Genomic DNA, 26,621 nt, shown 5'->3' with positions numbered 1-26,621 from the left:
AATTTCTACAACACTGTTAGACCACATTCATCTTTAACCAAGAAAGATGAGATTACAGGAAAAACTTTAACTTTTACTCCTTATGAGTGGTTGGAGTTTTATTTTAAACAAAGTGTAAATAACGGGTGAGTTTCTTACACTTTATCAGTGGTAATCCGAGTACCTGCTGGGAAACAAGCTCCATCTTCTGTTACAGCTCGCATAAACTGTTTGGAAATTTCAGAATCTGGATCATCTTTTGCCATCTCAAACATCTGCTCTACGAAATTTTGATCGGCTAAATCAAAATGTATCGGCTCTTCAGCTTCTTTAATTACCTTCTTCATCTGAGCTTCAGGCAAACCCTCTTCATGCTTAATCAACGCATCCTTAATCGCCGTTAGCTCTGCCATTTGTTGAGCCAATGCGTAAGAAAATGCCTCTGGTTTATTCATTAAATCTTTAGACATATGAATCACAATCAGATCTGGTGTATTACCAAATACACTGTCATAGGTAAATAGTTTTTCTGCACCATTGGCTAAGTTACTTGGTAACTCAAGGCTAGATACAGCATCTGCATTCTCTTTACTCACAAGCATTTTATCCTCAATGATTAATAAAATATCTTTTTCAATGTATTGATCCTCAAACCCTGCACGAGTATCTTTGGTTTTGACTTTGATCACTCTTAGATAGTCTTGCATCTCCTTGATTATAAAAATCACCATTTAAAGATTAAAAACACCCAACCTTCTCGCCCTTCTCCGCTTTCACCAACTTCTCTTCCGCCAACGCCTTAGCCGAACGCACAGGCGGTGGGCAGTCTTCGCCATAGTATTGGCGGTCGGCAAAGTAGCTTGAACGTACCATAGGGTTCGCCCAGATATTAAAAAAGCCCAATTTTTTGCCGTATTCGGTATAGCGAGCAAACTCATCAGGATGGACGTATCTGTCCACAGGGGCGTGGTTTTTGCTTGGAGCTAGGTATTGCCCGATGGTGATGATGTCCACGTCATGAGCTTTTAGGTCGTCAAGCAGGGCATAGACTTCTTCTTCGCTCTCGCCAAGCCCCACCATAAAGCCACATTTGGTGGCAACATCGGGACGGCGTGCCTTGTATTCTTTTAGTAGGTTTAGGGAGTGCTGATAGTCCGAGCCGGGGCGAAATGCCTTATATAGGCGTGGCACGGTCTCGATGTTATGGTTAAAGACATCGGGGGCGGTCTCGGCAAGTAGGTCAATGGCGATTTTTTCACGTCCACGAAAATCAGGCACAAGAATTTCAATCAAGCAGTTGGGGCTTAAGGCTTTGGATTCTTGGATAACTTCCACAAAATGCCCTGCACCGCCGTCTTTTAAATCATCTCTGTCTACGCTGGTGATGACGGCATATTTTAGCCCAAGTCCAAGTATCGTCTCGGCGGTGTGGCGTGGCTCGTCCACATCAAGGGGGTTAGGACGACCGTGTGCTACTTCACAAAACGGACAACGACGTGTACAGATGTCGCCCATAATCATAAAGGTTGCCGTGCCATCGCCAAAGCATTGCGGTAGGTTTGGGCAAGCGGCTTCTTCGCAGACGGTGTAGAGCTTTTGTTTACGCAGTGTGCCTTTGATACGCTCCACTTCGGCAGGGCTGGATAATTTGACACGAATCCAGTCGGGCTTTTTGGGGGCTTCAACGGTGGGAATGACCTTAATGGGAATGCGAGCGACTTTATCATAGCCACGCAGTTTTTCGCCTTGGACGGCTTTTTTTGGGGCGGGGCGGGCTTCTGGGGTGAAGGTTTGGACAGTCATATGAGTTCCAATTTTTATAAAAATATGAAAATAAATTGGGATATTTTACCTTATTTCAAGGTAAAAAGCGATGACAAAAATCAAGGTGTTTGGGCGGGGTTATCGCCATAAACCCTTGTCGTTGATAGGGTTTTGTCATTTTTAAAGATGGTTTGGGCGTGGCATGGGCGTGGATTGGCAATGACGGATTGATTTGTTAAAATGGGTGTAAAAATTTGGGTGGGTTAAAGCTGTTTTTAAAAATAATCATTTGTCAAATTATGGTTGTTTTAAAATTATGGCTATTTTAAAATACTTGCAAATTGTAAATCATATTATAAAGGTTAACACATCCTAATTTAATTATTTAAAAGTAAAATAAAAAAGTAAGTTCATGGATTTATTTAATAGACTTCCTGCAAAACTAGGCTTTCCGTTCGCCCCGAGCTTGTTGAGGGGTGGCGGAAAACCGTTATGGTTCGACAAGCTCACCACGAACGGTTTTCCTTATTTTTGGGTTTTGCAGGAAGTCTAATGATATTTTTGACAATCAATCGCCAAATCAATTACCCATAGACCAATTAATAAAAAACGGTCAATTTATGAATACCGACTTTACCACTTATCTGCACGATGACGGCAAAGGTGTGGTTATTGTGGTACCATTTGGTAGATTGTATTATTCGCCATGTTACTTTGATAAAAAATTCTGTGATGACTATTTGGTTTATTTATTGGCGGATGGCAATATCAACTGGCAACAAGACACCATTTATATGTATGGTAAAACGCACCCAATTCCCCGCCTGTCGGCATGGTATGGCGATAAGGATTGCCCTTATGCGTATTCGGGTATTAGCCTTATGCCAAATACTTGGACGGACGAGCTACTTGCCATCAATCAGGCGTTATTTGATGTTTGTAAAAGGCGATTTAATAGCGTGCTGTTAAATCATTATCGCACGGGCGATGATTATATTAGCTGGCATGCCGATGATGAATCAGAGCTTGGGGCAAATCCTTTGATAGCGTCGGTAAGTTTTGGGCAGACCAGACGATTTTTATTAAGGCTTAAAGACAATCATGCGGTAAAACTAGAATTGCCTTTATATCATGGCAGTCTGCTTGTCATGGCAGGGCAGATTCAGCGCCAATGGCAACACAGCATACCCAAGCAAAAGCGAGTGCAGGGCAGTCGGGTGAATCTGACGTTTAGAAACATCAAAATACGCCAATAGCCCAATACTCCACGTGTCGCCTAAGCCCAAATCACACCCAATGCCAAACCCTGACAAATGGGTGGTATTTTTTAAAAAAATGTTGGCTATGGCAAATATTTTTTTGAAAATATGTCATTTTTCGGTTATCATACAAAGAGTAAATTTGGGCAAGATTGCCTTTAAAATCAACGTCTAGGCACTTGATAATTATTGTAATAATGAAAATCATTGTCAAGCACTTATGACCTACTATCATGGAGAATTGCTATGTCGCAAATGCTAACCGAATACAGAGCCCACGTTGCCGAGCGTGAAGCACTAGGCGTACCCCCACAGCCATTGACCGACGCACAGACAGCAGATCTGGTGGAACTTTTAAAAAACCCACCAGCAGGCGAAGAAGACTACTTGGTGGACTTGCTTGAAAACCGTGTACCAGCAGGGGTTGACCAAGCTGCCTATGTCAAAGCTGCCTTTTTAAACGCCATTGTCAAAGGCGAAGCCACTTCACCACTAATCGCCAAAGAGCGTGCGGTATATCTGCTAGGTACGATGCTTGGTGGTTATAACGTTGCGCCATTGGTTGACCTGCTAGACAATGCTGAGCTTGGCGGATTGGCTGCTGAAGCACTTAAGAAGACTCTGCTAGTATTCGATGCGTTCCATGACGTAGAAGAAAAAGCCAAAGCAGGCAACGCCAACGCCAAAGCGGTATTGCAGTCTTGGGCGGAAGGCGAGTGGTTCACAACTCGCCCAGAAGTACCCACCGAGATGACCATTACTGTATTTAAGGTAACAGGCGAGACCAACACAGACGACCTATCGCCTGCCCAAGATGCGTGGAGCCGTCCTGACATTCCACTACACGCCAACGCCATGCTAAAAAATGAGCGTGATGGCATTCGCCCAGAAAAAAATGGCGAAGTTGGTCCACTAAGCCAAATCAAAGAATTGATTGCTAAGGGCAATCCTGTTGCCTATGTGGGCGACGTTGTGGGTACAGGTTCTAGCCGTAAATCAGCGACCAACTCTGTGCTATGGTTCTTTGGCGATGACATTCCACACATTCCAAACAAGCGTGATGGTGGTGTGTGCCTAGGCGGTAAAATCGCACCGATTTTCTTTAACACCATGGAAGACGCTGGGGCGTTGCCTGTTGAGATTGACGTTGCCGACATGAACATGGGCGATGAAGTTACTCTAAAAATCGACCACGCCACCGCAACTGTTACTGCATTCAAAGACGGCAATCAAATTGCCGAATCCAAACTAAAAACCCCTGTGCTACTAGACGAAGTGCGTGCTGGCGGCCGTATTAACCTAATCATCGGTCGTAACCTAACAGGTAAGGCTCGTGAGTCGTTAGGTCTTGAACCATCCACCTTGTTCCGCACCCCAGAGCAACCTGCCGACACGGGCAAAGGCTTCACGCTAGCTCAAAAAATGGTCGGTCGTGCATGTGGTCTGCCAGAAGGTCAAGGCATTCGCCCCGGCACCTACTGCGAACCTAAGATGACAACCGTGGGCAGTCAGGACACCACAGGTCCGATGACTCGTGATGAACTAAAAGACTTGGCGTGCTTAGGGTTTAGCTCTGATCTTGTCATGCAGTCGTTCTGCCATACTGCTGCGTATCCTAAGCCAATTGACGTGGTAACTCATCATACGCTACCTGATTTCATCATGAACCGTGGCGGTGTATCTCTACGCCCAGGCGACGGTGTAATTCATTCATGGCTAAACCGCATGCTACTACCTGATACTGTGGGTACTGGTGGTGACTCGCACACTCGCTTCCCGATTGGTATTTCATTCCCAGCAGGGTCGGGTCTGGTGGCGTTCGCTGCTGCAACGGGTGTGATGCCACTGGATATGCCTGAGTCGGTGCTTGTCAAGTTCAAAGGCAAAATGCAACCTGGTATCACTTTGCGTGATTTGGTACACGCCATTCCTTACTATGCAATCCAAGCAGGCGACTTGACTGTTGAGAAGAAAGGTAAGAAAAATATCTTCTCTGGTCGTATCTTAGAGATTGACTTGACCGAAATGGAAAACGACCTAACTGTTGAGCAAGCGTTTGAATTGTCTGATGCGTCTGCTGAACGCTCGGCAGCAGGTTGTGCGATTACCGTATCAGAAGAGAAAGTGGCTGAATACCTACGCTCTAACATCGTCATGCTAAAATGGATGATTGCCGAAGGTTATGGTGATGCTCGTACACTTGCTCGCCGTGCCGAGAACATGCAAAAATGGCTAGACAACCCAAGTCTGCTAAAAGCCGATGCCGATGCCGAATACACCAAAGTGTATGAGATTGACCTTGCCGACATCAAAGAGCCAATCCTATGCTGTCCAAACGACCCTGATGATGCCAAATTGCTATCAGAAGTGGCGGGCGATAAGATTGATGAAGTATTCATCGGTTCGTGCATGACCAACATCGGGCATTTCCGTGCCGCTGGCAAACTCCTTGCCGAAGTGCCAGCAGGTAGCTTGACCACTCGTTTGTGGATTGCACCACCGACCAAAATGGACGAACGTCAGCTTATGGACGAAGGGTATTACAACACCTATGCCCAAGCAGGTGCACGTACCGAGATGCCAGGTTGCTCGCTGTGCATGGGCAACCAAGCTCGTATCGCTCCTAACTCTACAGCGGTATCCACCTCTACTCGTAACTTCCCGAACCGTCTAGGTCAAGGAGCGAACGTGTACCTAGCTTCTGCCGAGCTTGCATCAGTAGCGTCTGTACTTGGTAAACTGCCAAGCGTAGAAGAGTACATGGCGTATGCAGGTAAGCTTGAGTCTATGGAGGCCGAAGTGTACAACTACCTAAACTTCGACCAAATGGCTGAGTACACCGAAAAATCAGACAAAATCAGCGTGGCACAACTTGCCTAATCTGGTTTGACTTGATTAAAAAGACACCGTCAAGCGATTGGCGGTGTTTTATTTTTGGTCATTTTTTATCAAAAAACACACTTCTAATCCGCAAAAATGCCACGACCACCAAGACAAGCCCCACCACGACCGCCACGCCTTTACTAATGGGGGCGATAAACTCCGCCACTTGTTCATAGTTCGCCCCAAGTACATAGCCAGCATACGCCAACAGGGTCGTCCAAATGGCAGAGCCTAATGTCGTCAGCACCAAAAATGGCAACATCGGCATGTGGTTCATACCCGCAGGGATAGAGATGAGCGAGCGAATGGCAGGTATCATTCGCCCAAAAAATACCACCGCCTTTCCGTGTTTGTTAAACCAATGGGTCGCATTGGTGATGTCGGACGGCTTAATCAGCAGGTATTTGCCGTATTTTTCGGTCAGAGCGTACAGGCGTTTCTCATCAAACACCGTCCCCAGATAGTACAGTGGCAATGCCCCAAGCACCGACCCTGCTGTCCCTGCAATGATGACGGCAATGATGTTCATGTTACCCATGGCTGACCAAAATCCCGCCATAGGCATGATAAGCTCGCTCGGTATGGGCGGAAAGACGTTTTCCAAAAACATCATCAGCGTAACCCCTGCCAGTCCAAGCCTATCCATAATCGCCAAAATCCACGCACTCATGCTGTCCATGAACACCCCCAATCTTTAAAAAAGGTCTTATCATAACAGAAAAAATACTTTGTTGGCAAAGGTAAATTTGATATAATGAACAACCAACCTTTTATTTATGATGAGAGCCTTATGACCACATTTACCGAACAAAAAAATGCCGTAACCCACATTGACGGTGCCTTACATGACAATGCCAATCTGCGTATTGGGATTGCTGTGGGGCGGTTTAATGGTTTTTTGGTTGAAAGTTTGGTAGAAGGGGCGTTAGATGCTCTGCTACGTCATGGCGTGCTTGGCGAGAACATCACCGTGGTGCGTGTGCCGGGGGCGTTTGAGCTACCCTTGACCGCCAAACGCATGGCGGTAACGGGCAACTATGACGCCATTGTCGTGCTTGGGGCGATTATCCGTGGGGCGACACCGCATTTTGACATCGTGGCAAGCGAGTCCGCCAAAGGCTTATCGCACGTGGCGCTACATCACGACATTCCTGTGATTAATGGCATTTTGACCACCGAAAACATCGAGCAAACCATTGAGCGAGCTGGCACCAAGGCAGGTAACAAAGGCTATGAAGCAGGCATGACCGCCATTGAAATGGTGAGCGTGTTAAAAGCTCTGTAATCTTTAATAAATTTGGCGTTGTTTTTTTATTAAACTTATTTTAATTTTAAATTAAAAATGTAGGGGCGAATTGCAATTTGCCCTAAGATGGTTTATTAAAAATAAACACTGTCCATTTCCCATTTTCCCATTAAAAGATGATTTTAATGCAGTATTATTTTAAGGCTAAATATGACCATACCCAACCCCCAAAACGACCAATTTGACATCAATGAAACTGGCTATAAAACCAGCTATACCGCCATTCGCAAGGCTCGCCGTTTTGCCGTGCAAGGTCTTTATGAATGGCTGATGACGGATTATCGTTTTGCCAATGAAAGCCGTGATTTATTAGGCGGTAATGAGCCACACACCATTGTCGCTCGTACACGAGCTGATAACGCCATGCACACCGTGCATTTGGGCTATTATCACGAACTCATGCGTGAGATTCCGATGAAGGCAGGCGAGCTGATTGTGGACATCGCTCGCTATCTTGACCGCAGTTTTGAAAAGTTAGACACCATTGAAAAGGCGATTTTGCTGATTGGGGCGTACGAGCTAAAACACAGCTTGCATATCCCTTATAAAGTGGTGCTTGATGAAGCCATGCAATTAAACACCCATTTTGGGGCAACTGATGCTCATAAATTTATCAATGCCATTTTGGACAGATATGCCAAGCAGACACGAGAACTTGAATATCAAGCCAATAAAGCTGAGAAAAAAGCCAAAAAAGAAAGTGAGTAATTAAAAGGGCGGATAATTCTGCCCTTTTTTAAAATCATCAAATAAATAACCATGTCCGAATTTTCCCTAATCTACACCCATTTTAAACACGCCACTACACGCCATCCAAGTACCGTTTTGGGCATTGGCGACGATTGTGCGATAAGCCACATTCCGCCAAATAGCCAGCTTGTCAGCTGTGTGGATACGCTGGTGGCAGGACGGCATTTTGTCCATGAGACCGACTCGCACGCCATTGCCTATAAGGCGGTGGCGGTCAATCTGTCCGACCTTGCCAGCATGGGGGCGACACCTTACGCCATTTTGGTGGGGTTATCCTTGCCAAAAGCTATGGCGAATGATGGTTTTTGCAAGGCATTTGCACACGGTTTGGCGGATGCTTGCACGCCCTTTGGTGTGGAGCTGATTGGGGGTGATACCACAGGCTCGCCTGTTTTGACGATTTCGGTTACGGCTTTGGGTTTTGTTCCGTCAAATCAGGCAATCACACGGCAAGGGGCATGCGTGGGCGATGTGGTGTGCGTAAGTGGCACGGTGGGGCTTGCAAGCCTTGCCTTGCATGGGATTTTGGACGATTTGAACGGAGACGGACATGCCAACCGACCGCCAGACAGTCTGCCCCACGACTTACGCCAAGCCATGCAATACCCTGCCCCACAGGTGGCACTTGGTGGGCGACTCATCGGCTTTGCTAGTAGTATGATTGATATCTCGGACGGCTTGGGGCAGGATTTGGGGCATATTTTGAGGGCAAGTGGCGTGGGGGTGGTGATTGACCTTGATGCCATACCAAGCCATGCTCTGCTTGATGCCTTGCCCCACGCCCAAAAATGGCAACATCAAATCAATGGGGGCGATGATTATCAGTTGTGCTTTACCATGCCTTCTGCTAAACTTGATTTATTTAAAATCCAAAATCCTGATATGCCGATTTATCCGATTGGGCAAATTGTGGCGGATAAAGGGTTGGTGTTTTTACACAATAAAAAAGAAGTGGATTTATTGGTAAAAGGGTGGGAGCATTTTTGATAAATGCTTACCTATCAAAAGGCGTTAATCATGAATAAATTTATTTTGGCAATCTTATTATCTCTTAACCTGTTTAATATAAACGCTATCGCCCAAAACCCCCAAATGGCGATGACAGATGCTCAAAAAAGTGCTTATGTTGACTTTCAGACCAATGCTGATATTATTCGTTTAAATCATTTGGTTTATTGGGGTAAATTGATTGATGAATATCGTCAAAAAATGGGATATTATCCTTTTGCTAATCAATCAAAACACCCCATTTATGTGGAGATTGCCACGCCATTACAGCAAAGTTTCTTTAACGGTAATAAACCGCCTGCACCTGCAACAATAAAATCCATGAAAGATTTCGTACAAGAGTTGGAAAAAGGCTTGGGGCGAACCATTGATGAATATTATGACCCACAATATGCCCCAGACGGCAAACCAAATTTTTATATTTATATGATAGACGGACAAGACTATCATTTGGCGGTACATACTTTTTCGCCGTTTTCTTTTGCTTGTCATATTGATGTTAATTATCATAAGGTGGAAATTTCTAATATCAAAAATCGCACGCTTAATATCACAACTTTGCAAGAATTATTAAACAACAGTGCCTTTAAAGAAGCAATGAATAAGCCGATTGATAAGATTGGATTTTTTAATCAGCGAGAACAAAAAAATTTGCACAGCACCAAAGAGTAACTTAAATGCAAAACCACAAACCCGACATTCGTAAATCAAACCCTTGTCCGCCCTGTCCGCCTACCGCCACGCCCTTTGAAAAATGCGTATATTGGCTAGGGATTGGCTTGGGTTCTGGTCTGCCCAAAAAAGCTGCTGGCACTTGGGGGACGGTGGGTGGGCTTATTATCGCCTTGCCCATGCTTTTATTGGGGTTTTGGGGGTTTTTGGCGATTACCATTATTGGCTGTCTGATTGGCAGTTATGTTTGTGGTAAGACATCAGATTTGATGAATACTCACGATGACCCGCATATTGTTTTTGATGAATGGGTGGGAATGTGGATTGCGTTATTACCGATTGTATTTTTAATGGATTATAAAGCATTGGATGCATTTACCCCCATGAATATTCTACTTTATATCATCATGCCTTTTATCTTATTTCGCTTTTTTGATATTATTAAGCCCTTTCCGATTAAATGGGTGGATAAAAATGTCTCTGGCGGGTTTGGGATATTGATTGATGATATATTGGCAGGGATAATGTCGGCGACGGTGTTTTCGATTGTGATTTTATAAATTACCATCAAAATCAATTTGAATATATTATTGATAAATAATAGTTCAAGCGGTTGTATAAATTTATCTAATTTTATATTTTTCCAAATTCCATGTTATAATAATTTTACCTAATTTTAGTAAGGATTTACCATGTTAAACATCATCATTCTAGCAGGTGGCAAAGGCACTCGTATGAAGTCGGTTAAGCCAAAAGTATTACAAACCTTAGCGGGCAAACCACTACTTCGCCATGTATTAGATACTTGCCGTGCATTAAATGCTGATAATACCATTTTGATTTATGGTTATAACGGTCAAATGGTCAAAGATGAGATTACCGACAGCGATTTGATATGGGCGGAGCAAGCCGAACAGCTCGGTACAGGTCATGCGGTGCAAATGGCATTGCCCCATTTGCCAAAAGACGGCAAAAGCCTGATTTTGTATGGCGATGTGCCATTGACAAGATTGGATACCTTGCAAAATCTTATTGAACAAAACACGCATGGCATTAGCATGCTGACGATGAGTGTGGACAATCCTTTTGGGCTTGGGCGAATTGTCCGCCAAGATGATAAAGTCATCGCCATTGTCGAACAAAAAGACGCCACCGATGCCCAAAGACAAATTAAAGAAATTAATAGCGGTATTTATTGCGTGGATAATGCTCTATTGCATAAATATTTGCCAAAGCTCGACAATAACAACGCCCAAGGCGAATATTATCTGACCGATATTATCAAAATGGCGGTGGCGGATAATATTGAGATAAAAACGATTAGCCCAACGTTTGAATTTGAAATAGATGGCGTGAATGACCGTATTCAACTTGCCAATTTAGAACGCACTTATCAAGCTCATCTGATTCACGAGTTACAATTAAATGGCGTACAATTTGCCGACCCGTCTCGTGTGGATATTCGTGGTATATTAAAATGCGGTAGTGATGTGTTTATTGATATTAACACCGTATTTATGGGCGATGTGGTATTGGGCGATAATGTACAAATTGATGCAGGCAATGTCATCTCTAATTGCACAATTGGCAATAATGCCCACATCAAGCCAAATTGTGTGCTTGATGATAGCACCATTGGGGCGGATGTTGCCATCGGTCCTTTTGCCCATATTCGCCCAAAAGCGGATATTAAAGATAAAGTCAAAATTGGCAATTTTGTAGAAATCAAAAAATCTACCTTAAACCAAGGGGCGAAAGTTAGCCATTTAAGCTATATTGGCGATGCTGATGTGGGGCGTGATGTCAATGTGGGGGCAGGGGTAATTACCTGTAATTATGACGGTGTGAATAAATTTAAAACCTACATTGGCGATAATGCCTTTGTGGGCAGTAACAGCTCGCTTGTCGCCCCTGTCAAGATTGGGGCAAACGCCACGATTGGAGCGGGGTCGGTGATTACCAAAGATACGCCTGATGATAAATTGACGGTTGCTCGTAATAGACAGACGACCATTGACGGTTGGAAGCGTCCTGTTAAAAAAGGCTAAGTTTTAATCAAATATCGCATTCATTTATTTAGGGCGTGCCTACCCTTTATAACACAATTTAAAATTTAAAAATATTGTGAAAATGAAATCATGTTTTTGTATGAAAAATGGCTATCCGACCACTTAATTTAAAAATTAGGTTAAAATTCTTAAAAATTTACCCAATTAATTGCCCGGATTGTTTTTCTACATCAAAATCCTTGTTAATATTTCAACATCAACTGCGAACTTTTCCTTAAAAAACGGGCGATTTTTACCACATTTCATTGCAAATATTAACTTGCCACACTCTATAAAAACACGACCGAACAGCCGTGTTTTTATAGAGTGGATAAGGGCTATTGTCCTTCGGGAATGTTCTCGCCATCACCCTCAGGAATAACTTCATCACCTGAGCTTTCTGCCATCTCTGAGTCACCATCACCTAAAATCTCATTGGCAAGAGCTTCTTCGGCTTCTTCTCGGGCAATCTCCTCCATGGCTTCGGCTTCATTCTCATCGGTGATGTCGATGATCCTTTGCTCGGTTTTTTTGCTCTTGGCAAGATTACCATCATCAACCCATTTGGTGGGTTCGTCTTTGAGTTGATATTTCATATAATCCACCCAAACAGGCATAGCAAGCGTGCCACCATAGGCTTTTGCACCCAGTGAAGCGGGCTCGTCATAGCCAATCCACACCACAGCCACATGGCTGCGTTGCAAGCCGGCAAACCAAACATCTTTGGCTTGGTTGGTGGTGCCTGTTTTACCACCTAAGTCAGAGCGGAAATTACCCTTACGACCTGTACCGCCTGTCATCACACCTTTTAGCATACTTGCCATGTAGCGAGACGTGCGTACTGATAAGATGCGTGGTGCTTGCTCGGCTATACCAAATTGAATGGCTTGTTTGGGTTTTAGGCGGTCAAAGATGGGTGCGGCATCTAGCGTAGGATTCTCTTTGCGGTAGGCGACTTGTTGGGCGTCAAGTGCTTTATGAGCGTTGTGAATGCGTGCTACCAAGGCTTTGGCGTGGTCTATCTTTTTAGGTGGTTCTTGGTCTTTTTTGGTATTTTTCTCTTTATCCAAGGCATCATCAGTGGTTTGCTCTGATGTTTCTTCGTCTGCTGGTGTATGCCCAAAGCTGTCTAATAATTGGGTATTGACTTTACTAAGCTCTTTATTAAAGCAAACGGCACAAGCTTGTAAAGGATTGGCTTGGAAGATGGTTTGGTTGTCAAAGTTATAGATACGTTCAATAAAATAAGGCTGGATGCGGTGACCGCCATTGGCGAAAGTGGCATAGGCGGTTGCCATCTGTAAAGGAGTGGCATTAGTTGCCCCCAGTGCTAAGGTGAGAGACTGGGGCAGGCGGTCTTTTTCCAAACCAAACTGTGAGAGCATTTCTCGGGCGGGTTCAACACCTGCCTTTTGCATCATGCGAATCGACGGTAGGTTTAGTGAACGTGCCAAGGCGCTGGAAATGGAAACTGCACCACCACCACCACCACCTGCATTCTTGGGTTGCCAATTACCAATCCTGATGGGAGCATTTGAGATGACATCGCCAGGGCTTAGTTTGCTGTTTTCAAAAGTGGCGGCATAGATCAAGGGTTTGATGATAGAACCAGGCTGGCGATAGCCTTGGGTGGCACGGTTAAACTTGCTTTGGTTGAAATGAAAACCACCAGCGACAGCTTCTAATGCCCCATTTTGGGGGTTTATGGCGACAAGTGCCCCTTGGGTGCGTGGGGGCTGGGTTACGTACCAGCTATTACCTTGCTTGGTCACACGAATGATGTTACCCACTTCAATGGCAGGTTTTAGCTCTTTTCTGTTGCCAGCGACAAGGTTGGTGCCAAAGCCTCGTCTTTTACCCCCGACTTTGCTGTCAGCATAGCGCATGTTCATAAAGACACGCACTGTCTCGCCTGATTGGAGTTCGGCACGGATTTGACCATTCTTGACTTCGACCACTTTGGCAGGCAGCATGTCACGAAACCGCTCGCCGTCTCTAAAAGTAAAAGGTTTAAAATATGCCAAATCCCCCGTTAGAGCTTCAACACCACGATAAACACCATTGGTATAAGCGTTATGACTGTAAGTGCCGTTTAGCACGGCTTGCCTTGCTTTTAATTGGTCAGCACTGTCAATGGTCAGCTGTACTCGCCAGCCACTGTCCATGACTTGTGCCCCATAACGCTCGACCAGTGCCGAACGTGCCATTTCAGCGATATAAGACAAGTTTAGATCAAGCTGTTCTTGGTACATGTTAAGCCCGATGTCAGCGGATGACGCTTCATCGTGCTCGGCTTGGGTGATGTAGCCTTTGGCAAGCATCCGTTCAATAATCCAGTTGCGTCGTTCTAAGGCGCGTTTGGGATTGATGACTGGGTTAAAGTCGGACGGGGCTTTGGGTAGACCTGCCAACATTGCCATCTCTGCGATGGTAAGATTATTTAATGACTTACTATAATAACGTTTGGCGGCGGCACGGATACCATAAGCTCCTTGACCTAAGTAGATCTTATTGACATATAATGTCATGATTTCTTTTTTGGACAGCTCGTTTTCGATTTTACGGGCAATGAACAGCTCGTTTAGCTTACGCTCAAAAGTTTGCTCGGGGCTTAGAAAGTAGTTTTTGGCAACTTGTTGGGTAATGCTTGAACCGCCCGTTTGTCCATCTGTGGTTGAAATCATCTCAGTGATGGCGCGCCCAAGCCCTTTGACGCTAATGCCAGTATGTTCAAAAAAGGTATCATCCTCTGCCGCCAAAAACGCTTGAATCATGGTCTCGGGGATGTCTTCATAAGCCACAGGCAGTGAATACCTGTTGCCATACTGCCCGATGAGCTTATGGTCTGCGGTATAGATTTGCAAAGGCATCTCTAAGGGCATTTTTTTTAATTCTTTGATGTTTGGCAAACTGGGTTCAAGATACATTGCCATGCCATAAAACCCAATTGGAAAAGTTAGCACTAAGATTAAAATTAGAGCAAAAATTGCCAAAATTAGGTTTTTTAGATAAGAAATCAGACGAACGGCAGAATTTTTTTGAGACATAGCGTTTCTAGGTGGTTAAAATTGTTGTCAAAATGTTGTATCATATTCTCTGTGTAAAGAATGCGTTACAAAGCATGTTAATTTTGAAAAATTCATGTTAAAATTACAGCTAAGTATAGCAGATTTCCAACAAAACTGGTAAATAAAACTGTGAAGTTGGCATTTATTGGTGTAAAGCAGTAACGCACTGTACTTTCAAAAGCCATTATTATAACCGAAACGATGCTGTTTTTTTCGGTTGGCGTTAAAAAATATAAGGATAAAGTCTGTGGGACTATCTTTTTCTTCTAAGGGTCGGCATCTTCTCGGCTTAGATGTCAGTACTACTTCCGTTAAACTTGTTGAGCTAACAAAACAACAAGGAAGGCTTCATTTGAAGTCTTATGGCGTTGAGCCGCTTGAGCCGGGTTGGGTTGTTGACAAAAATATTGTCAATGGTGAAGAAGTGGGCGAGGCCATCGCTCGTTTGGTGCGTCGTTCTGGTGCTGGTGCTAAAGACGCAGCAACGGCAGTATCAGGCTCGGCGGTGATTACCAAGATTATTGACATGGAAACAAACATGTCTGATTCTGACCGCGAGGCCCAAATCAAGCTAGATGCTGAGCAGTATATCCCATATCCATTGGCGGAAGTCAATATGGATTTTGAGGTGTTAGGACCATCAACGACTGACCCGAACTTGGTGCGAGTTCTGCTTGCTGCTTCTCGTTCTGAGAACGTGGATCAGCGTGTCGAGACTCTCTTGATGGGTGGTTTGACAGCCAAAGTGATGGATATTGAGTCTCATGCCATTGAGCGTGCATTTAGTTTGATGGTGGATAATCTGCCTAATGACCCACAGGTGGTAGCACTCATTGATTTGGGGCATAAGCAGTCTACGCTGTATATCGCCAAAGATGGTGAATTTATCTATAACCGTGAGCAAGGTTTTGGTGGGGCTCAGTTAACCGAAGAGATTCAGTCGCGTTACAGTATTCCTTATCATGATGCTACCATCGGTAAGCATGAACATACACTGCCTGCTGATTATCATGAGAGTGTGCTCACACCTTTTATGGAAAATATCGTCCAACAAATCAGCCGTTCATTGCAATTTTATTTCTCATCTAGCGAATACAACAATGTTGACCATATTGTCTTGTGTGGTGGCACTTCTGCGCTGCCAGGACTGGCTCAAATGGTGCAACAACGTGTCGGGGGTATGGTATCAGTAGCAAATCCTTTTGAGGGTATGTCTATTGACTCACGCATTGATGCCGTTACGCTCCAAAAAGATGCACCAAGCCTGATGGCGGCGTGTGGATTGGCTTTAAGGGGGTTTGACTGATGGCACGCATTAACTTATTACCATGGCGTAAAGAACAGCGTGAGCGTAGAAATAAAGAGTTTAATCTCTTGGCAGGAGCGACAGCTGGACTTGCTATTTTGGCGACGATTTTGGTGTTGTCTATTTTAAATCGAGAATTGACCAACCAACAAAATGCCAATAAACACATTGAAGACGCCAACGCTCAGCTTGATGTTGCCCTAAAATCGATTGAAGAGCTAGAGGTTAAACGCGAGCAGATGCTGTCTCAGATGAAAGTTATTCAAGATTTGCAAGGTCGTCGTTCGGTGCCTGTGCGTGTATGGGATAACATCGCTCGAGCCATCCCAAGAGATACCATGTATCTAAACAATATCAAGCGTGAAGGCGATGTAATTACATTTACAGGCTTTGCTGCTAACCCCAATGTTGTGGCAAATTTGGTACGCAACTTAAATGCTAGTGAATGGTTGGATGGCTCAGCGGTGGTAAGCATTAAGACTAAACTAGAGGCCTATCAAAGTACGCCCTCTCAACAATTAGCCGATGCAGGTACTCGTTCTGTGTATCCTGAAGATGGTTATGTAGAATTTGTGGCAACCACCAAGATTCAATATCAAGAAGACAAAGAAGAAGCCACTGATTCAACCGGTGAGGACGTTGTATTACCACCCGTTACTGTAGACAGTCAAAGTGTGGGTGCTCAAACAATGCCTGAGGTTTCAGCGATTGGTGTTGATAACGCTCCAGCTCAAGCATCTTCAACTACAAGCGAGGCAATCCCAGCATCTGAACCCACCAATAATACTACATCGGATACAGAAGCGACTGATACTCCTAATACCCAAAATACGCAACCTACACCTACAGATGGTAGCACCCAAGTAGGAGGTCAACCATGAAATCACCTTTCAAAAAATCTAAACCAACCACCGATACAGCTGCTACTCCAGAGGAGAGCGGTAAGAAAAAAATTAAACTTGGCAAGCCAAATTTATCAAAGCCAAAAGGCTCGGGTGGCTTGGGCAAGCCCAAAACAAAAGCCAAAGGTAAAAAGGCGGGTTCTAAGCCTAAAAAACCTGCTTTTGATTCCAAAAAGTTTATGGCAGAGGTAAACTCCTTAAATGGTCAAAACTATGGCTCCGCCCCGCTCCCAGTTAAGATTTTCATCTTAGCGATGATGCTAGCGATTATTTTGGTTTTGGCTTGGCTTTTGTTAATCTCTAAAAAACTTGATGAAATTAAACAGGCTGAAAGTCAACAAGTTAGTTTGCTTGAAAGTTATAAAGAAAAAGAGTCCAAAGCCCGCCATCTGCAAGCCTATGAAGCACAAGTGGCACAAATGGAGACTGATTTTGCGGACCTATTGGCACAGCTACCTACCGATACTCGTGTGCCTGAATTGGTAGATGGTATCAACATGGTGGGTAGTGGTAGTGGTGTGCGTTTTCAGGACATTTCTGTGCAACCTGAGGTGGAGCAAGAGTTCTTTATTGAGCAACCCATTCAAATTATTGGTTTGGGGGATTATCATCAGTTTGGTTCGTTTGTGAGTGGCATTGCTGCTTTGCCAAGAATCATTACCATGCACGACTTTGAGATTAAGAATCCTCAGCCTTCGCTTGATAGAATGCCCGAATTACAACTGGTGTTGCAAACCAAAACTTATCGTGCAAAGGGGGATGTGGATCTAAATGCATCTGCCGAAGAAGTGAAGTCAACTGAAGGAGAGGGCAAGTGATTAATTTTTCTCTAAAAACCAATGTCGGTTTGGCGATACTTCTGTCTTTATTGGTGGGTTGCACCGATCGTGTTAGCCTTGCTGAATCAGAAATGCAAAAAATTCGCAGTCAAGGACCTCAAGCTATTGAGCCGCCACCAGAACCCCTTAAGATTGAAGACTTTGTTTATGCTGCTCAAGGTGAGTCCGACCCTTTTGTGCCAAAAAGCCTACGCGAACGTCAGCAAGTCAGGGAGCAGACGCCTTCTGTAAAACCAGATGAGAATCGAGTGAAAGAGCCACTTGAAGAATTTGAGTTGTTGCAACTAACATATCGTGGTAAAGTGGTTGCACCTAATGGTCAGGAATATGGATTGGTACAAACGCCTGATATGATGGTGCATGATGTTCAGGTTGGTAACTACCTAGGTAAAAACCATGGGCGTATTGTTGAGATTACTTCAACTCAAATCAATTTGATTGAGATTGTCAAAGATACTGATGAGCAATACGTTGAAAAAACCACTCCGTTGGTGTCACCAAATTAACAGAGCTAACTAGATTTATTCTGAGGATGAAATAATGAATTTTTTAAACAAAAAGTCTGCCTTTGCTTATTCTGCGTTGGCAATCAGTTTTATGGCGGTTGAAGCACATGCTTTAGCTATTCAAGGTCTATCAGCCAACCAAATCAGTGCTGATACTACGCAAATTAAAGTTGCTTTTGATGGTCAGCCTGTAACCCCTGTGGCTTATCAACAGGCAGGCGGTAAGCAATTGGCACTTGATTTTAACCAAGTAAGTAGTGGTGGATTGCCAAGAAGTATGCCCATCAACCGTGGCGTGGTTAATGAAGTGACTGCACTAAATAACGGCTCTATGACCCGCTTAATGATTAACTTAAAGGATAGTGCAAGCTACACCAGCACGGTACAAGGTAATCAGCTACTTATTAATATAAAACAGGGCGGTTCATCGACCACCCAATCTGTAGCAAATGAACCCGCCCCTGCGGTTGTTGCCACGCCAGCCCAACCAGAGGCACAGCCGATGACTGTAAAAGTAAACCCATTGTTAGCACCTACCTCGGGTTCTTTGGCAAGTAGTTATGACGGCGTCTCAACAGTCGATTACTCAGGTAATGCTAATGGTGGTAATGTTACCGTAAACCTAACCAATGAGTCCATTCCTGTAGATGTACAACGCCAAGGTAATAAACTGGTGATTCGCACCACTGGCACTACCATTCCACGTCATTTATTAAAACGTATTAATGGTAGTGGTTTGGTTGCGGATATTGATGCAAAAAATCAAGGTCAAAATGGTGTTATTACGGTTAACATGACAGGTGATTTTGAGTACCAAGCCTATCAATCAGGTGCAACACTTAACATCTCAGTATTGCCACCAAAAATACTCCGTGAACCGACCATTGAAGAGAAGGTTTATACTGGTGAACCGTTATCAATGGAATTTCAGGATGTATCAGTGCGTACTGTACTTGATGTATTGGGTCAATTCACCGAAAATAATATCGTTGCTGCTGATAATGTGCAGGGTAATATTACATTAAGACTTATTAATGTCCCATGGGATCAAGCATTGGATATTATCCTAAAAAGTAAAAATCTAGGTCAGCGCAAAAATGGTAACGTGATTTTGGTAGCACCTGCTGAAGAGTTGGCAGCACGCGAAATTAAAGAGTTGGAAGATGCTAAAAAGGTAGATGAATTAGAACCTATTCGTCAAGAGCATATCCGTCTTAACTATGCCAAGGCGGAAGACATTCATGGCCTATTAGATAGAGTTGGTGGTTCAAGTGGCTCTAATAATAGCCGTAACTCACTACTTAGCCCACGTGGTAATGCTACCTTTGATGGTCGTACCAACACCATCATCATCAATGATACGGCACGAAGCATTGCAAATGTACGTCAATTAATTGAAACTATTGACATTCCTGTTAAACAGGTAATGATTGAGGCTCGCATTGTTAATGCATCAGACTCTTTTTCTAAGCAGTTGGGTGTAAGATGGGGTTTTAATAGAAAGGGTAATGAATTTGACATTCGCGGAATGAATGGATTGTCTTCTTCAAACACCGAATCGCGTTTTGGTAACTTTGCTGTTGATTTAGGTATTGCAGCTACAAGTGGTATATCGCTAGGACTGTTGAATATTGATAATTATGCACTGGGCTTGGAATTGTCAGCAATGCAGGCTGATAATAAAGGAGAGATTATCTCTTCGCCAAAGGTCTTAACATCTGATAAACAACCAGCCAGAATCTCATCTGGGGTGGATATTCCTTATCAAGAGGCATCAGCCAGTGGTGCAACAACAGTCAGCTTTAAAGAAGCGGCTTTAGTGCTATCTGCCACACCAAACATCACCCCAGAGGGTAAGATAGGTCTAGATTTAGAAATTACCAACTCTGCGGACTCCGGCAGTAGGGTGTTGGGCGTACCAATTCTTAGCACTGATGAGATAAAAACCAATGTTATCTTAGAAGATGGTCAGACTGTGGTGCTGGGCGGTGTCTTTAAGAACACCATTGGTAACAACCAAAGTAAAGTACCTTTCTTAGGTGATTTACCAGGGGTGGGTCGTTTGTTTAGAAATAATGTTAGGCTTAACAGCAAAGAAGAGCTCCTTATCTTTGTCACACCACGCATCGTCAACGACGGCGTTAGTCGCTACTAATTTTACAGTTCAAACAAAAAGCAGGCTAATGGTCTGCTTTTTGTTTTGTATTCACAAAAAAGCACTAGCCATAATTGACCAAAACTTGTATCATAGGACATTTATTTTTAGTGATGTTATTATGAGTATAGAAGAATCGGCGGTGATTGAAGAGGTGTTTGTCCAAAAACCCATTCATCACTATGCCCATTTATTGCCGTCTATTTTTTTGGTGGGACCGATGGGGGCGGGCAAGACAACCGTTGGTAAACTGCTTGCCAAACATTTAAAACGTCCTTTTTTGGATGCAGATTGGCACATCAGTGAAAAAGCAGGGGCGGACATCCCGTGGATTTTTCAAAAAGAGGGTGAGTCAGGCTTTCGTGAGCGTGAGAGCCGTGCCATGGATGAGCTGTCTGCCATGTCAAGCATTGTACTGGCTACAGGTGGCGGCGTGGTTGAGCGTGAATGCAATCGAGAATATCTAAAACGTGGATTGGTTATTTTTTTGGATGCGAGCGTGGACACCCAAATCCATCGCACCAAAAAAGACAAAAATCGTCCCCTACTCCAAACAGATAACCCCAAAGCGGTATTAGAAACGCTTTATCAAAGACGGTTACCGTTATATCAAGAGGTGGCAGACATTACTGTCGCCACAGGAAGGGCTTACCCCAAGCAAATGATGGCAGAGATACTTGATGTTCTTATCGCTTATGCCAAAAATATTGAGAATCAGCAAACATCTTAATTTTTAAACCATTAAAATATTTACAGCAAATTTCAAAGTAGCATCATGACACACATTACCAATACACTCACTGTCCAAACCCAGAGTCACGATTATCCCATTTTTATTGGTGCCAGCACCGCAGTTCAGATAGATTTGGCAAGTCCTATTTTGCCATTCATCAAAGGCAAGCAGGTGCTTATCGTTACTAATACGACCATTGCCCCTTTGTATTTGACCGATTTAACTAAACATTTGGTAGCACAGGGCTTGATGGTGGAGAGCTGTGTCTTGCCTGATGGTGAGCAGTATAAAAACCAAGAGTATATCAATACCATTTATGATGTACTCATGAAAAACCACTTTGCTCGGGATTGTACGCTCATCGCCTTAGGTGGTGGGGTGATTGGCGATATGACCGGCTTTGCGGCGGCAAGCTTTATGCGTGGGGTAAATTTCATTCAAGTGCCGACCACGCTACTGGCACAAGTGGACTCGTCAGTGGGTGGCAAGACAGGCATTAACCACCCCCTTGGCAAGAACATGATTGGGGCATTTTGGCAACCTGTGTGCGTGTTGGCGGACATGACGACATTTGATACATTGCCCAAAAGAGAATTTGCGGCAGGACTGGCGGAAGTGGTAAAATATGCACTCATTTTTGATAAGACTTTTTTGGATTGGCTTGAAGTCAATGCTGCAAAAATCACCGCCAGAGATGGTGCGATACTAAGCGAGTTGGTGTATCGCTGCTGTGACTATAAAGCCAAAATCGTTGCCAGCGATGAACGTGAGTCGGGTGTGCGTGCTTTGCTAAACTTCGGGCATACCTTTGGACATGTCATTGAGACGCACATGGGCTATGGCAATTGGCTTCATGGCGAGGCAGTAGCGGTGGGTATGGTGCAAGCGATGATGATGTCACAAAAACTCGGGCTGATTGGTGAAGACGAAGTTGCTCGTGTTGTTGATTTATTGCAAATCTTTGATTTGCCCGTCAAACCACCCTATATAGAACCATCGGTGGCACTGGATTTGATGGGACATGACAAAAAAGTGCAAAACGGCAGTATTCGATTGGTGTTATTAAAAGAGCTTGGCAAGGCGTTTGTTACCAAAGATTTTGATATGGCAATGTTAACAGAAGTGCTCAACGCCAACCATTGATTTTTTTGGCTCTGGTTCAAAAAGTATGCTACAAGGAAAACCGTTCGTGGCGAGCTTGGGAAACCTAACGGCTTTCCTATCCATAGGCAGGCTCAGGGTGAACGGAAAATCTAGTTTGGCATACTTTTTAGACCACTACCTAAAAATATTGTATTAATTAAAGGCAAGACCATGACTCAAAGTGTAGCGATGATTAATAAAAAATCCAGAAGACAGGCGATGATATGGCTTATCATGGCAGGCGTCATGCTGATGCTGTGGTTCTTAATGTCGCTTTCTCACGCCACACCAGAGATTGCCAAAGAACGTCAAAAAACCAAAGCGGTGGCAGAAGACTTTGCCTTGCCAGTAACCATTGACAATCTTAGTGAGCTCTCCAAAGAAGTGCCGCCCATTGACTTTGCGACGGTGGTACGAGACCTGCGTAACTATCCTGCCGAGTTTAAGGGTAAAAAATTTTTTGAAGACAATCACAAACGCTGGACAGTGCAAGTCATGGATGTGGCACAAAATGAGATTATCACCGAATATCTCAAAGGACGCAGAGACCGTGATAAGTTTGCTTATTTTCGCTATCATAATGCCAATAACGAACAGCGTTATATCCTAACCTATGGCATCATGGGTAGTACCCAGGAGGCATTGGGTGCGATAAAGACGGTGGATTTTGGACTGCCCAAAAGTGTCACACCTATGCCTGAGGAAATGAAGCGTTATGTTGGTATGATAGATAATTACGAACGTTCAGCGGAAGTGGTGATTGATTCTTCGGAATCATCACCTCGTGCAGTTCGTTTAAAACCAACCAAAAAAGAAATCCCTGCCGAGGCACCTAAGCCAAAAGAGGAAGTAAAAGAGACGCCCAAAAAAGCAGTGGCAGAAGACGTGATTGCCGACTTAAATGAGCAGGAGAGTGAGCCGACCAAACAACTCAAAGCTCCGCCTACCATCAAACCCAAAGAGACGGCAGAAAAACCAAAAGCTGATACCAAGAGTAGTAATAAAGCAGAAAGTCAGGTCGAGCCAAAACCTAAAACAAGACCCGAGCCAATCCCTGAATCCAAAAATGAACCAAAGTCTGAACCTAAAAGTGAAAAGCCTGCACCCACCAAGGGGGCGAATGTGGCGGACTTAGAGCCTGCCCCACCCATGACCATGCCGTGATGATTGATAGTATTTGAATGGTCGGTCACGTATTAAATTAAATAACTTCAACAGGAAGTGCCATGAAAAACTTAAATGCCCAAGCGGTGCTAAAACAGTTAAAAGCAGGTAATTTGCGTTATGTTGAAAAAATCAAAAATGCCAAAGAACATCATCAGCCTCCGCCGATACTGGTGGAAGAGCAGTTGCCATCAGCCATTATTTTGGGGTGTTCGGACGCTCGTGTGCCTGTGGAGCTCATCTTTGACCAAAAATTGGGCGAGCTGTTTGTCATCCGAGTGGCGGGCAATGTCGTTGCCCCATCGCAGATTGGTTCGGTAGAGTTCGCTGCCGAGAAATTCGGTACCGAACTTGTGGTTGTGCTAGGGCATAGCCACTGTGGGGCGGTAACGGCATGTGTCGAGACACTCATCAATCCTGAGCAGTATTATTCGCCCAATTTGCAATCCATCGTTGATAGAATTCGCCCCAGCGTGTACAACCTACATGAGATACTCACCGCAGGCGATGGTGAGATAGACATGGACGAGTTCATTGACCGTGCCGTGCGCGCCAATGTGCGACTGTCGGTAAGCCAATTAAAATCAGGCTCACGCAGTTTAGAAGATATGGTTAATAGTGGGAGACTGACCATTGTCGGAGCGGAATATGACGTGGCAACTGGCAAAGTGAATTTTTTTGAATAAGTTTATTATTGCAAAAGTTTTTTAAAAGTATGTTAAACCAAAAAGAGGAGTCGTTATGACGACCATTACCCAACCCGCCCAAGCCTTGACTGCCAATGGCGTTAAAGACATTCCGACAGCGTCCGAAGGTTTTACCTTTAACCACACCATGCTACGCATCAAAGACCCTGTTAAGTCGCTAGAATTTTATACAGGCGTACTTGGTATGACTTTGTTACGCCATAGTCAATTCCCTGATGCCAAATTTGACTTGTATTTTTTGGCAAAGCTGACTGCTGATGAGCGTGATAATTTGCCTGCCACAGAGAACCTGACCGCTTATGTTTCGCGCCAACGTGGGATTTTGGAGCTGACACACAACTATGGCACCGAAAATGACGCTGATTTTAGCTATCATGACGGCAACAGCGACCCCAGAGGCTTTGGGCATATCTGCTTTGCCGTGCCTGATTTGGCAAAAGCAGTGGCGTGGTTTGATCAAAATAATGTCGTGTTCCAAAAACGCCCCGAAGACGGTAGCATGAAAGACATCGCCTTTATCAAAGACCCAGATGGCTACTGGGTTGAGATTATTGAGCTAAAAGGTTAAAAACAAAAAAACACGCTTTTGGGCGTGTTTTTCATTTTATCAATGATGAATGGCGTGCCTGGCGGGAATTGAACCCACGACCTTTGGCTTCGGAGGCCAATACTCTATCCAACTGAGCTACAGGCACATTAAGGGCGATATTTTAGCAGATTTTTGCCAAAATTACCATGTTTTTGTAAAAATACCAAAAAATCTTGCTAATTCTTTACAAATTACATAAAAAACGTGGCATTTTATCCCTATTTTCCCTTATAATAGTAGGGTAAATTTCCCAAACCCAGAATAACAAGATTATTCAAGGCTAAACGAGATAAGACAATGAAAAAAATTGTAACTTTATCTTTTGCCACATTGTTGGCAATTTCTGGCGTGATGACCAGCCAAGCAAGTGAAGCACCTGCCAATGTAGAAGCAACGACCGAGACTCAGGCAGAGACCGCGATTGCAGAAGCATCCAAAGCAGAAGCCAAAAAAGAAGCCATCCCTGAGGACAGTGCTCAGGTCAAAAAGCTCATCGCCATGTACCCACAACTGGTGGCACGTATCGCCCCTGTGGGTAAAGTGTGCTTTGATGGCGAAGAGTGCGACATTAACATCACTGTGCTAGCCCCCGCGGTAGAAGGTGTGGCTCGCCCTGGTGACCAGCTTTATAATGCCATCTGTGCGACCTGTCATGATGCGGGCTTGGTGGGAGCGCCAAAAACAGGTACAGCCGATTGGGCTCCACGTATCGCCAAAGGTAAGGCAACTTTGTACGACCACGCCATCAATGGTTTTAACGCCATGCCTGCTCGTGGCGGTGCAGACATCTCTGATGATGAAGTAAAAAACGCGGTTGATTATATCATTTCCCAATCGCAATAATTCATTAAATGGTTCAAATGGCTTAGGCGGATAACTGCTTAGGCTGTTTGGCGTTTTTTGTCTTTTATATTTTGGATTAAAAGGTAAATCATGGCAAGAGTTTTCGCCATTGGCGACATTCACGGCAGTAAGGTTGCCCTAGCCACGCTGATAGACGGCATACAGCCAATCTTCGATGACACACTTATCTTTTTGGGTGATTATGTCAATCGTGGCGATGACAGCAAAGGCGTGCTGGATATATTGATGAATTTTCTGACATTTGTCAAACGGTCTTTATCATGGGTAATCACGAGCTGATTATGCTGGCAGGGTTAAAATACAAAGATGACTTTGAATTTTGGCTGAAAGTCGGTGGCGATAAAACCTTGCAATCTTTTAATCTAATGCCCATGCGGTCAGAGTGTTTGCATTTGCCATTTAATTATGTGGGTTTTTTAAATAAAACCGTGGATTATCATGAAACAGACGATTTTATCTTTTGTCATGCGTCCATTTATCCATATTTGCCAATGGATAAACAAAATGATTATGCCCTACGCTGGCGTAAATTAGAAAACAACCATGTCGGTCATGTCTCAGGCAAAACCGTGATTTGTGGGCATACCGAACAGCGAGACGGACAGGTGTTATTTCAAAACGGCATTATCTGCATTGATACATGGGCGTATGGGGACGGTTGTCTTACGGCGATAGAAATAAATGGCAAAAAGCTCTATCAGGCGGATAATGACGGCGATTTCTATATTACAGACGTAAGCAATTTCTTTTAATTAACTTGTATTGATTTAAATAAATTAACTTATTTAAAAAGTGAATTTGTCTTTTTGTTATTTACCCTAATTTAGTTATCATGCTTTTTAAAATGCAGATGTGTAGGGGCAATTTATTCGCCTAAAAATCAAAATTTTATCACAGAGCAAATTGCAATTTGCTCCTACAACTCTACCCAAAATATCGTTAATTCACACTATCAAATAAATTTTTAAAAACTAAA

At 44.0% G+C, this 26,621-nt stretch carries 25 protein-coding genes and 1 tRNA gene; 21 read left to right on the top strand and 5 right to left on the bottom strand.

All coding sequences use genetic code 11. From position 1 onward, the window contains the following. Positions 1–134: 134 nt before the first annotated feature. Together K941_RS0107905 and lipA are read right to left on the bottom strand one after the other, a co-directional pair. On the bottom strand, positions 135–686 hold the full coding sequence (locus K941_RS0107905; RefSeq protein ID WP_147287582.1) for a glycosyltransferase family protein: 552 nt from the start codon (positions 684–686) through the stop codon (positions 135–137). Between the two features lie 31 nt (positions 687–717). Further along, complete coding sequence (gene lipA / locus K941_RS0107900; RefSeq protein ID WP_029103194.1) at positions 718–1,782, bottom strand: lipoyl synthase; 1,065 nt, start codon at positions 1,780–1,782, stop codon at positions 718–720. 581 nt (positions 1,783–2,363) lie between these two features. Here lipA and K941_RS15195 point away from each other — a divergent pair. Both K941_RS15195 and K941_RS0107880 read left to right on the top strand, forming a co-directional pair. After that, positions 2,364–2,999: an alpha-ketoglutarate-dependent dioxygenase AlkB family protein gene (locus K941_RS15195; protein ID WP_084137715.1), complete on the top strand. Its 636-nt coding sequence runs from the start codon at positions 2,364–2,366 to the stop codon at positions 2,997–2,999. A 258-nt stretch (positions 3,000–3,257) separates the two neighbouring features. Then, positions 3,258–5,882: a bifunctional aconitate hydratase 2/2-methylisocitrate dehydratase gene (locus K941_RS0107880; protein ID WP_029103193.1), complete on the top strand. Its 2,625-nt coding sequence runs from the start codon at positions 3,258–3,260 to the stop codon at positions 5,880–5,882. A 58-nt stretch (positions 5,883–5,940) separates the two neighbouring features. On the opposite strand, the gene K941_RS0107875 is transcribed toward K941_RS0107880, so the two are convergent. Beyond that, on the bottom strand, positions 5,941–6,564 hold the full coding sequence (locus K941_RS0107875) for a DedA family protein (protein WP_029103192.1): 624 nt from the start codon (positions 6,562–6,564) through the stop codon (positions 5,941–5,943). Positions 6,565–6,675: 111 nt separating this feature from the next. Between K941_RS0107875 and ribH the strand changes: the two genes are divergently transcribed. From ribH to glmU, 6 genes are all read left to right on the top strand, one after another. Next, a complete protein-coding gene (ribH, locus tag K941_RS0107870; protein ID WP_029103191.1) occupies positions 6,676–7,170 on the top strand; it encodes a 6,7-dimethyl-8-ribityllumazine synthase in 495 nt (164 codons plus the stop codon). A 171-nt stretch (positions 7,171–7,341) separates the two neighbouring features. Further along, on the top strand, positions 7,342–7,899 hold the full coding sequence (gene nusB / locus K941_RS0107865; protein ID WP_029103190.1) for a transcription antitermination factor NusB: 558 nt from the start codon (positions 7,342–7,344) through the stop codon (positions 7,897–7,899). 51 nt (positions 7,900–7,950) lie between these two features. Beyond that, positions 7,951–8,928 (top strand): thiamine-phosphate kinase, encoded by a 978-nt coding sequence (gene thiL, locus K941_RS0107860; RefSeq protein WP_029103189.1) that lies wholly within the window; start codon positions 7,951–7,953, stop codon positions 8,926–8,928. A gap of 30 nt (positions 8,929–8,958) precedes the next feature. Further along, positions 8,959–9,621, top strand: a complete 663-nt coding sequence (locus tag K941_RS0107855) for a hypothetical protein (RefSeq protein WP_029103188.1) — start codon at positions 8,959–8,961, stop codon at positions 9,619–9,621. A gap of 5 nt (positions 9,622–9,626) precedes the next feature. Continuing rightward, positions 9,627–10,181, top strand: a complete 555-nt coding sequence (locus K941_RS0107850; protein ID WP_029103187.1) for a phosphatidylglycerophosphatase A family protein — start codon at positions 9,627–9,629, stop codon at positions 10,179–10,181. A gap of 132 nt (positions 10,182–10,313) precedes the next feature. After that, positions 10,314–11,669 carry a bifunctional UDP-N-acetylglucosamine diphosphorylase/glucosamine-1-phosphate N-acetyltransferase GlmU gene (gene glmU / locus K941_RS0107845; protein ID WP_036387861.1) on the top strand — a complete coding sequence of 452 codons (1,356 nt, stop codon included), beginning with the start codon at positions 10,314–10,316 and terminating at the stop codon, positions 11,667–11,669. A 338-nt stretch (positions 11,670–12,007) separates the two neighbouring features. Here glmU and K941_RS15190 read toward each other — a convergent pair whose 3' ends face one another. Continuing rightward, on the bottom strand, positions 12,008–14,716 hold the full coding sequence (locus K941_RS15190; RefSeq protein ID WP_084137714.1) for a penicillin-binding protein 1A: 2,709 nt from the start codon (positions 14,714–14,716) through the stop codon (positions 12,008–12,010). 268 nt (positions 14,717–14,984) lie between these two features. Here K941_RS15190 and K941_RS0107835 point away from each other — a divergent pair, with 268 nt between their 5' ends. The 10 genes from K941_RS0107835 (at position 14,985) to gloA (ending at position 24,760) form a co-directional block, all read left to right on the top strand. Then, positions 14,985–16,043 (top strand): pilus assembly protein PilM, encoded by a 1,059-nt coding sequence (locus K941_RS0107835; RefSeq protein ID WP_029103185.1) that lies wholly within the window; start codon positions 14,985–14,987, stop codon positions 16,041–16,043. Next, entirely contained in the window at positions 16,043–16,924 is an 882-nt protein-coding gene (locus tag K941_RS15185; protein WP_084137713.1) for a PilN domain-containing protein, read from the top strand. Before K941_RS0107835 ends, K941_RS15185 begins: the two co-directional genes overlap by 1 nt. Beyond that, positions 16,921–17,763 carry a type IV pilus inner membrane component PilO gene (locus tag K941_RS0107825; protein ID WP_084137712.1) on the top strand — a complete coding sequence of 281 codons (843 nt, stop codon included), beginning with the start codon at positions 16,921–16,923 and terminating at the stop codon, positions 17,761–17,763. The genes K941_RS15185 and K941_RS0107825 overlap by 4 nt, the downstream gene beginning before the upstream one ends. Further along, entirely contained in the window at positions 17,760–18,290 is a 531-nt protein-coding gene (locus tag K941_RS0107820) for a pilus assembly protein PilP (protein ID WP_228130386.1), read from the top strand. Before K941_RS0107825 ends, K941_RS0107820 begins: the two co-directional genes overlap by 4 nt. Positions 18,291–18,324: 34 nt before the next feature. Further along, positions 18,325–20,445 (top strand): type IV pilus secretin PilQ, encoded by a 2,121-nt coding sequence (locus K941_RS0107815; RefSeq protein WP_029103182.1) that lies wholly within the window; start codon positions 18,325–18,327, stop codon positions 20,443–20,445. A 121-nt stretch (positions 20,446–20,566) separates the two neighbouring features. Beyond that, positions 20,567–21,175 (top strand): shikimate kinase, encoded by a 609-nt coding sequence (locus tag K941_RS0107810; RefSeq protein WP_029103181.1) that lies wholly within the window; start codon positions 20,567–20,569, stop codon positions 21,173–21,175. 45 nt (positions 21,176–21,220) lie between these two features. After that, positions 21,221–22,321 (top strand): 3-dehydroquinate synthase, encoded by a 1,101-nt coding sequence (gene aroB, locus K941_RS0107805; RefSeq protein WP_029103180.1) that lies wholly within the window; start codon positions 21,221–21,223, stop codon positions 22,319–22,321. A gap of 171 nt (positions 22,322–22,492) precedes the next feature. Next, a complete protein-coding gene (locus tag K941_RS15180; RefSeq protein WP_051225954.1) occupies positions 22,493–23,485 on the top strand; it encodes a hypothetical protein in 993 nt (330 codons plus the stop codon). A gap of 62 nt (positions 23,486–23,547) precedes the next feature. Continuing rightward, entirely contained in the window at positions 23,548–24,171 is a 624-nt protein-coding gene (locus K941_RS0107795; protein WP_029103179.1) for a carbonic anhydrase, read from the top strand. A 55-nt stretch (positions 24,172–24,226) separates the two neighbouring features. Next, a complete protein-coding gene (gene gloA / locus K941_RS0107790; protein WP_029103178.1) occupies positions 24,227–24,760 on the top strand; it encodes a lactoylglutathione lyase in 534 nt (177 codons plus the stop codon). Positions 24,761–24,810: 50 nt separating this feature from the next. Here gloA and K941_RS0107785 read toward each other — a convergent pair. Continuing rightward, positions 24,811–24,887, bottom strand: a tRNA-Arg gene (locus K941_RS0107785). Between the two features lie 191 nt (positions 24,888–25,078). On the opposite strand from K941_RS0107785, the gene K941_RS0107780 reads away from it, so the two are divergent. The 3 genes from K941_RS0107780 to K941_RS15175 all read left to right on the top strand — a co-directional run bounded on the left by K941_RS0107780 (position 25,079) and on the right by K941_RS15175 (position 26,397). Further along, the gene (locus K941_RS0107780) at positions 25,079–25,624 is read left to right on the top strand and encodes a c-type cytochrome (protein ID WP_029103177.1); all 546 of its coding nucleotides are present in this window, start codon (positions 25,079–25,081) and stop codon (positions 25,622–25,624) included. A gap of 90 nt (positions 25,625–25,714) precedes the next feature. Then, positions 25,715–25,924 carry a metallophosphoesterase gene (locus tag K941_RS16410; protein ID WP_051225953.1) on the top strand — a complete coding sequence of 70 codons (210 nt, stop codon included), beginning with the start codon at positions 25,715–25,717 and terminating at the stop codon, positions 25,922–25,924. After that, positions 25,906–26,397 (top strand): metallophosphoesterase family protein, encoded by a 492-nt coding sequence (locus K941_RS15175; RefSeq protein ID WP_051225952.1) that lies wholly within the window; start codon positions 25,906–25,908, stop codon positions 26,395–26,397. Before K941_RS16410 ends, K941_RS15175 begins: the two co-directional genes overlap by 19 nt. Positions 26,398–26,621: the final 224 nt, after the last annotated feature.

It is taken from the genome of Moraxella caprae DSM 19149, from assembly GCF_000426885.1.
Classification (GTDB): Bacteria; Pseudomonadota; Gammaproteobacteria; order Pseudomonadales; family Moraxellaceae; genus Moraxella; species Moraxella caprae.
This window is presented reverse-complemented; position numbering and strand designations above follow the sequence as displayed.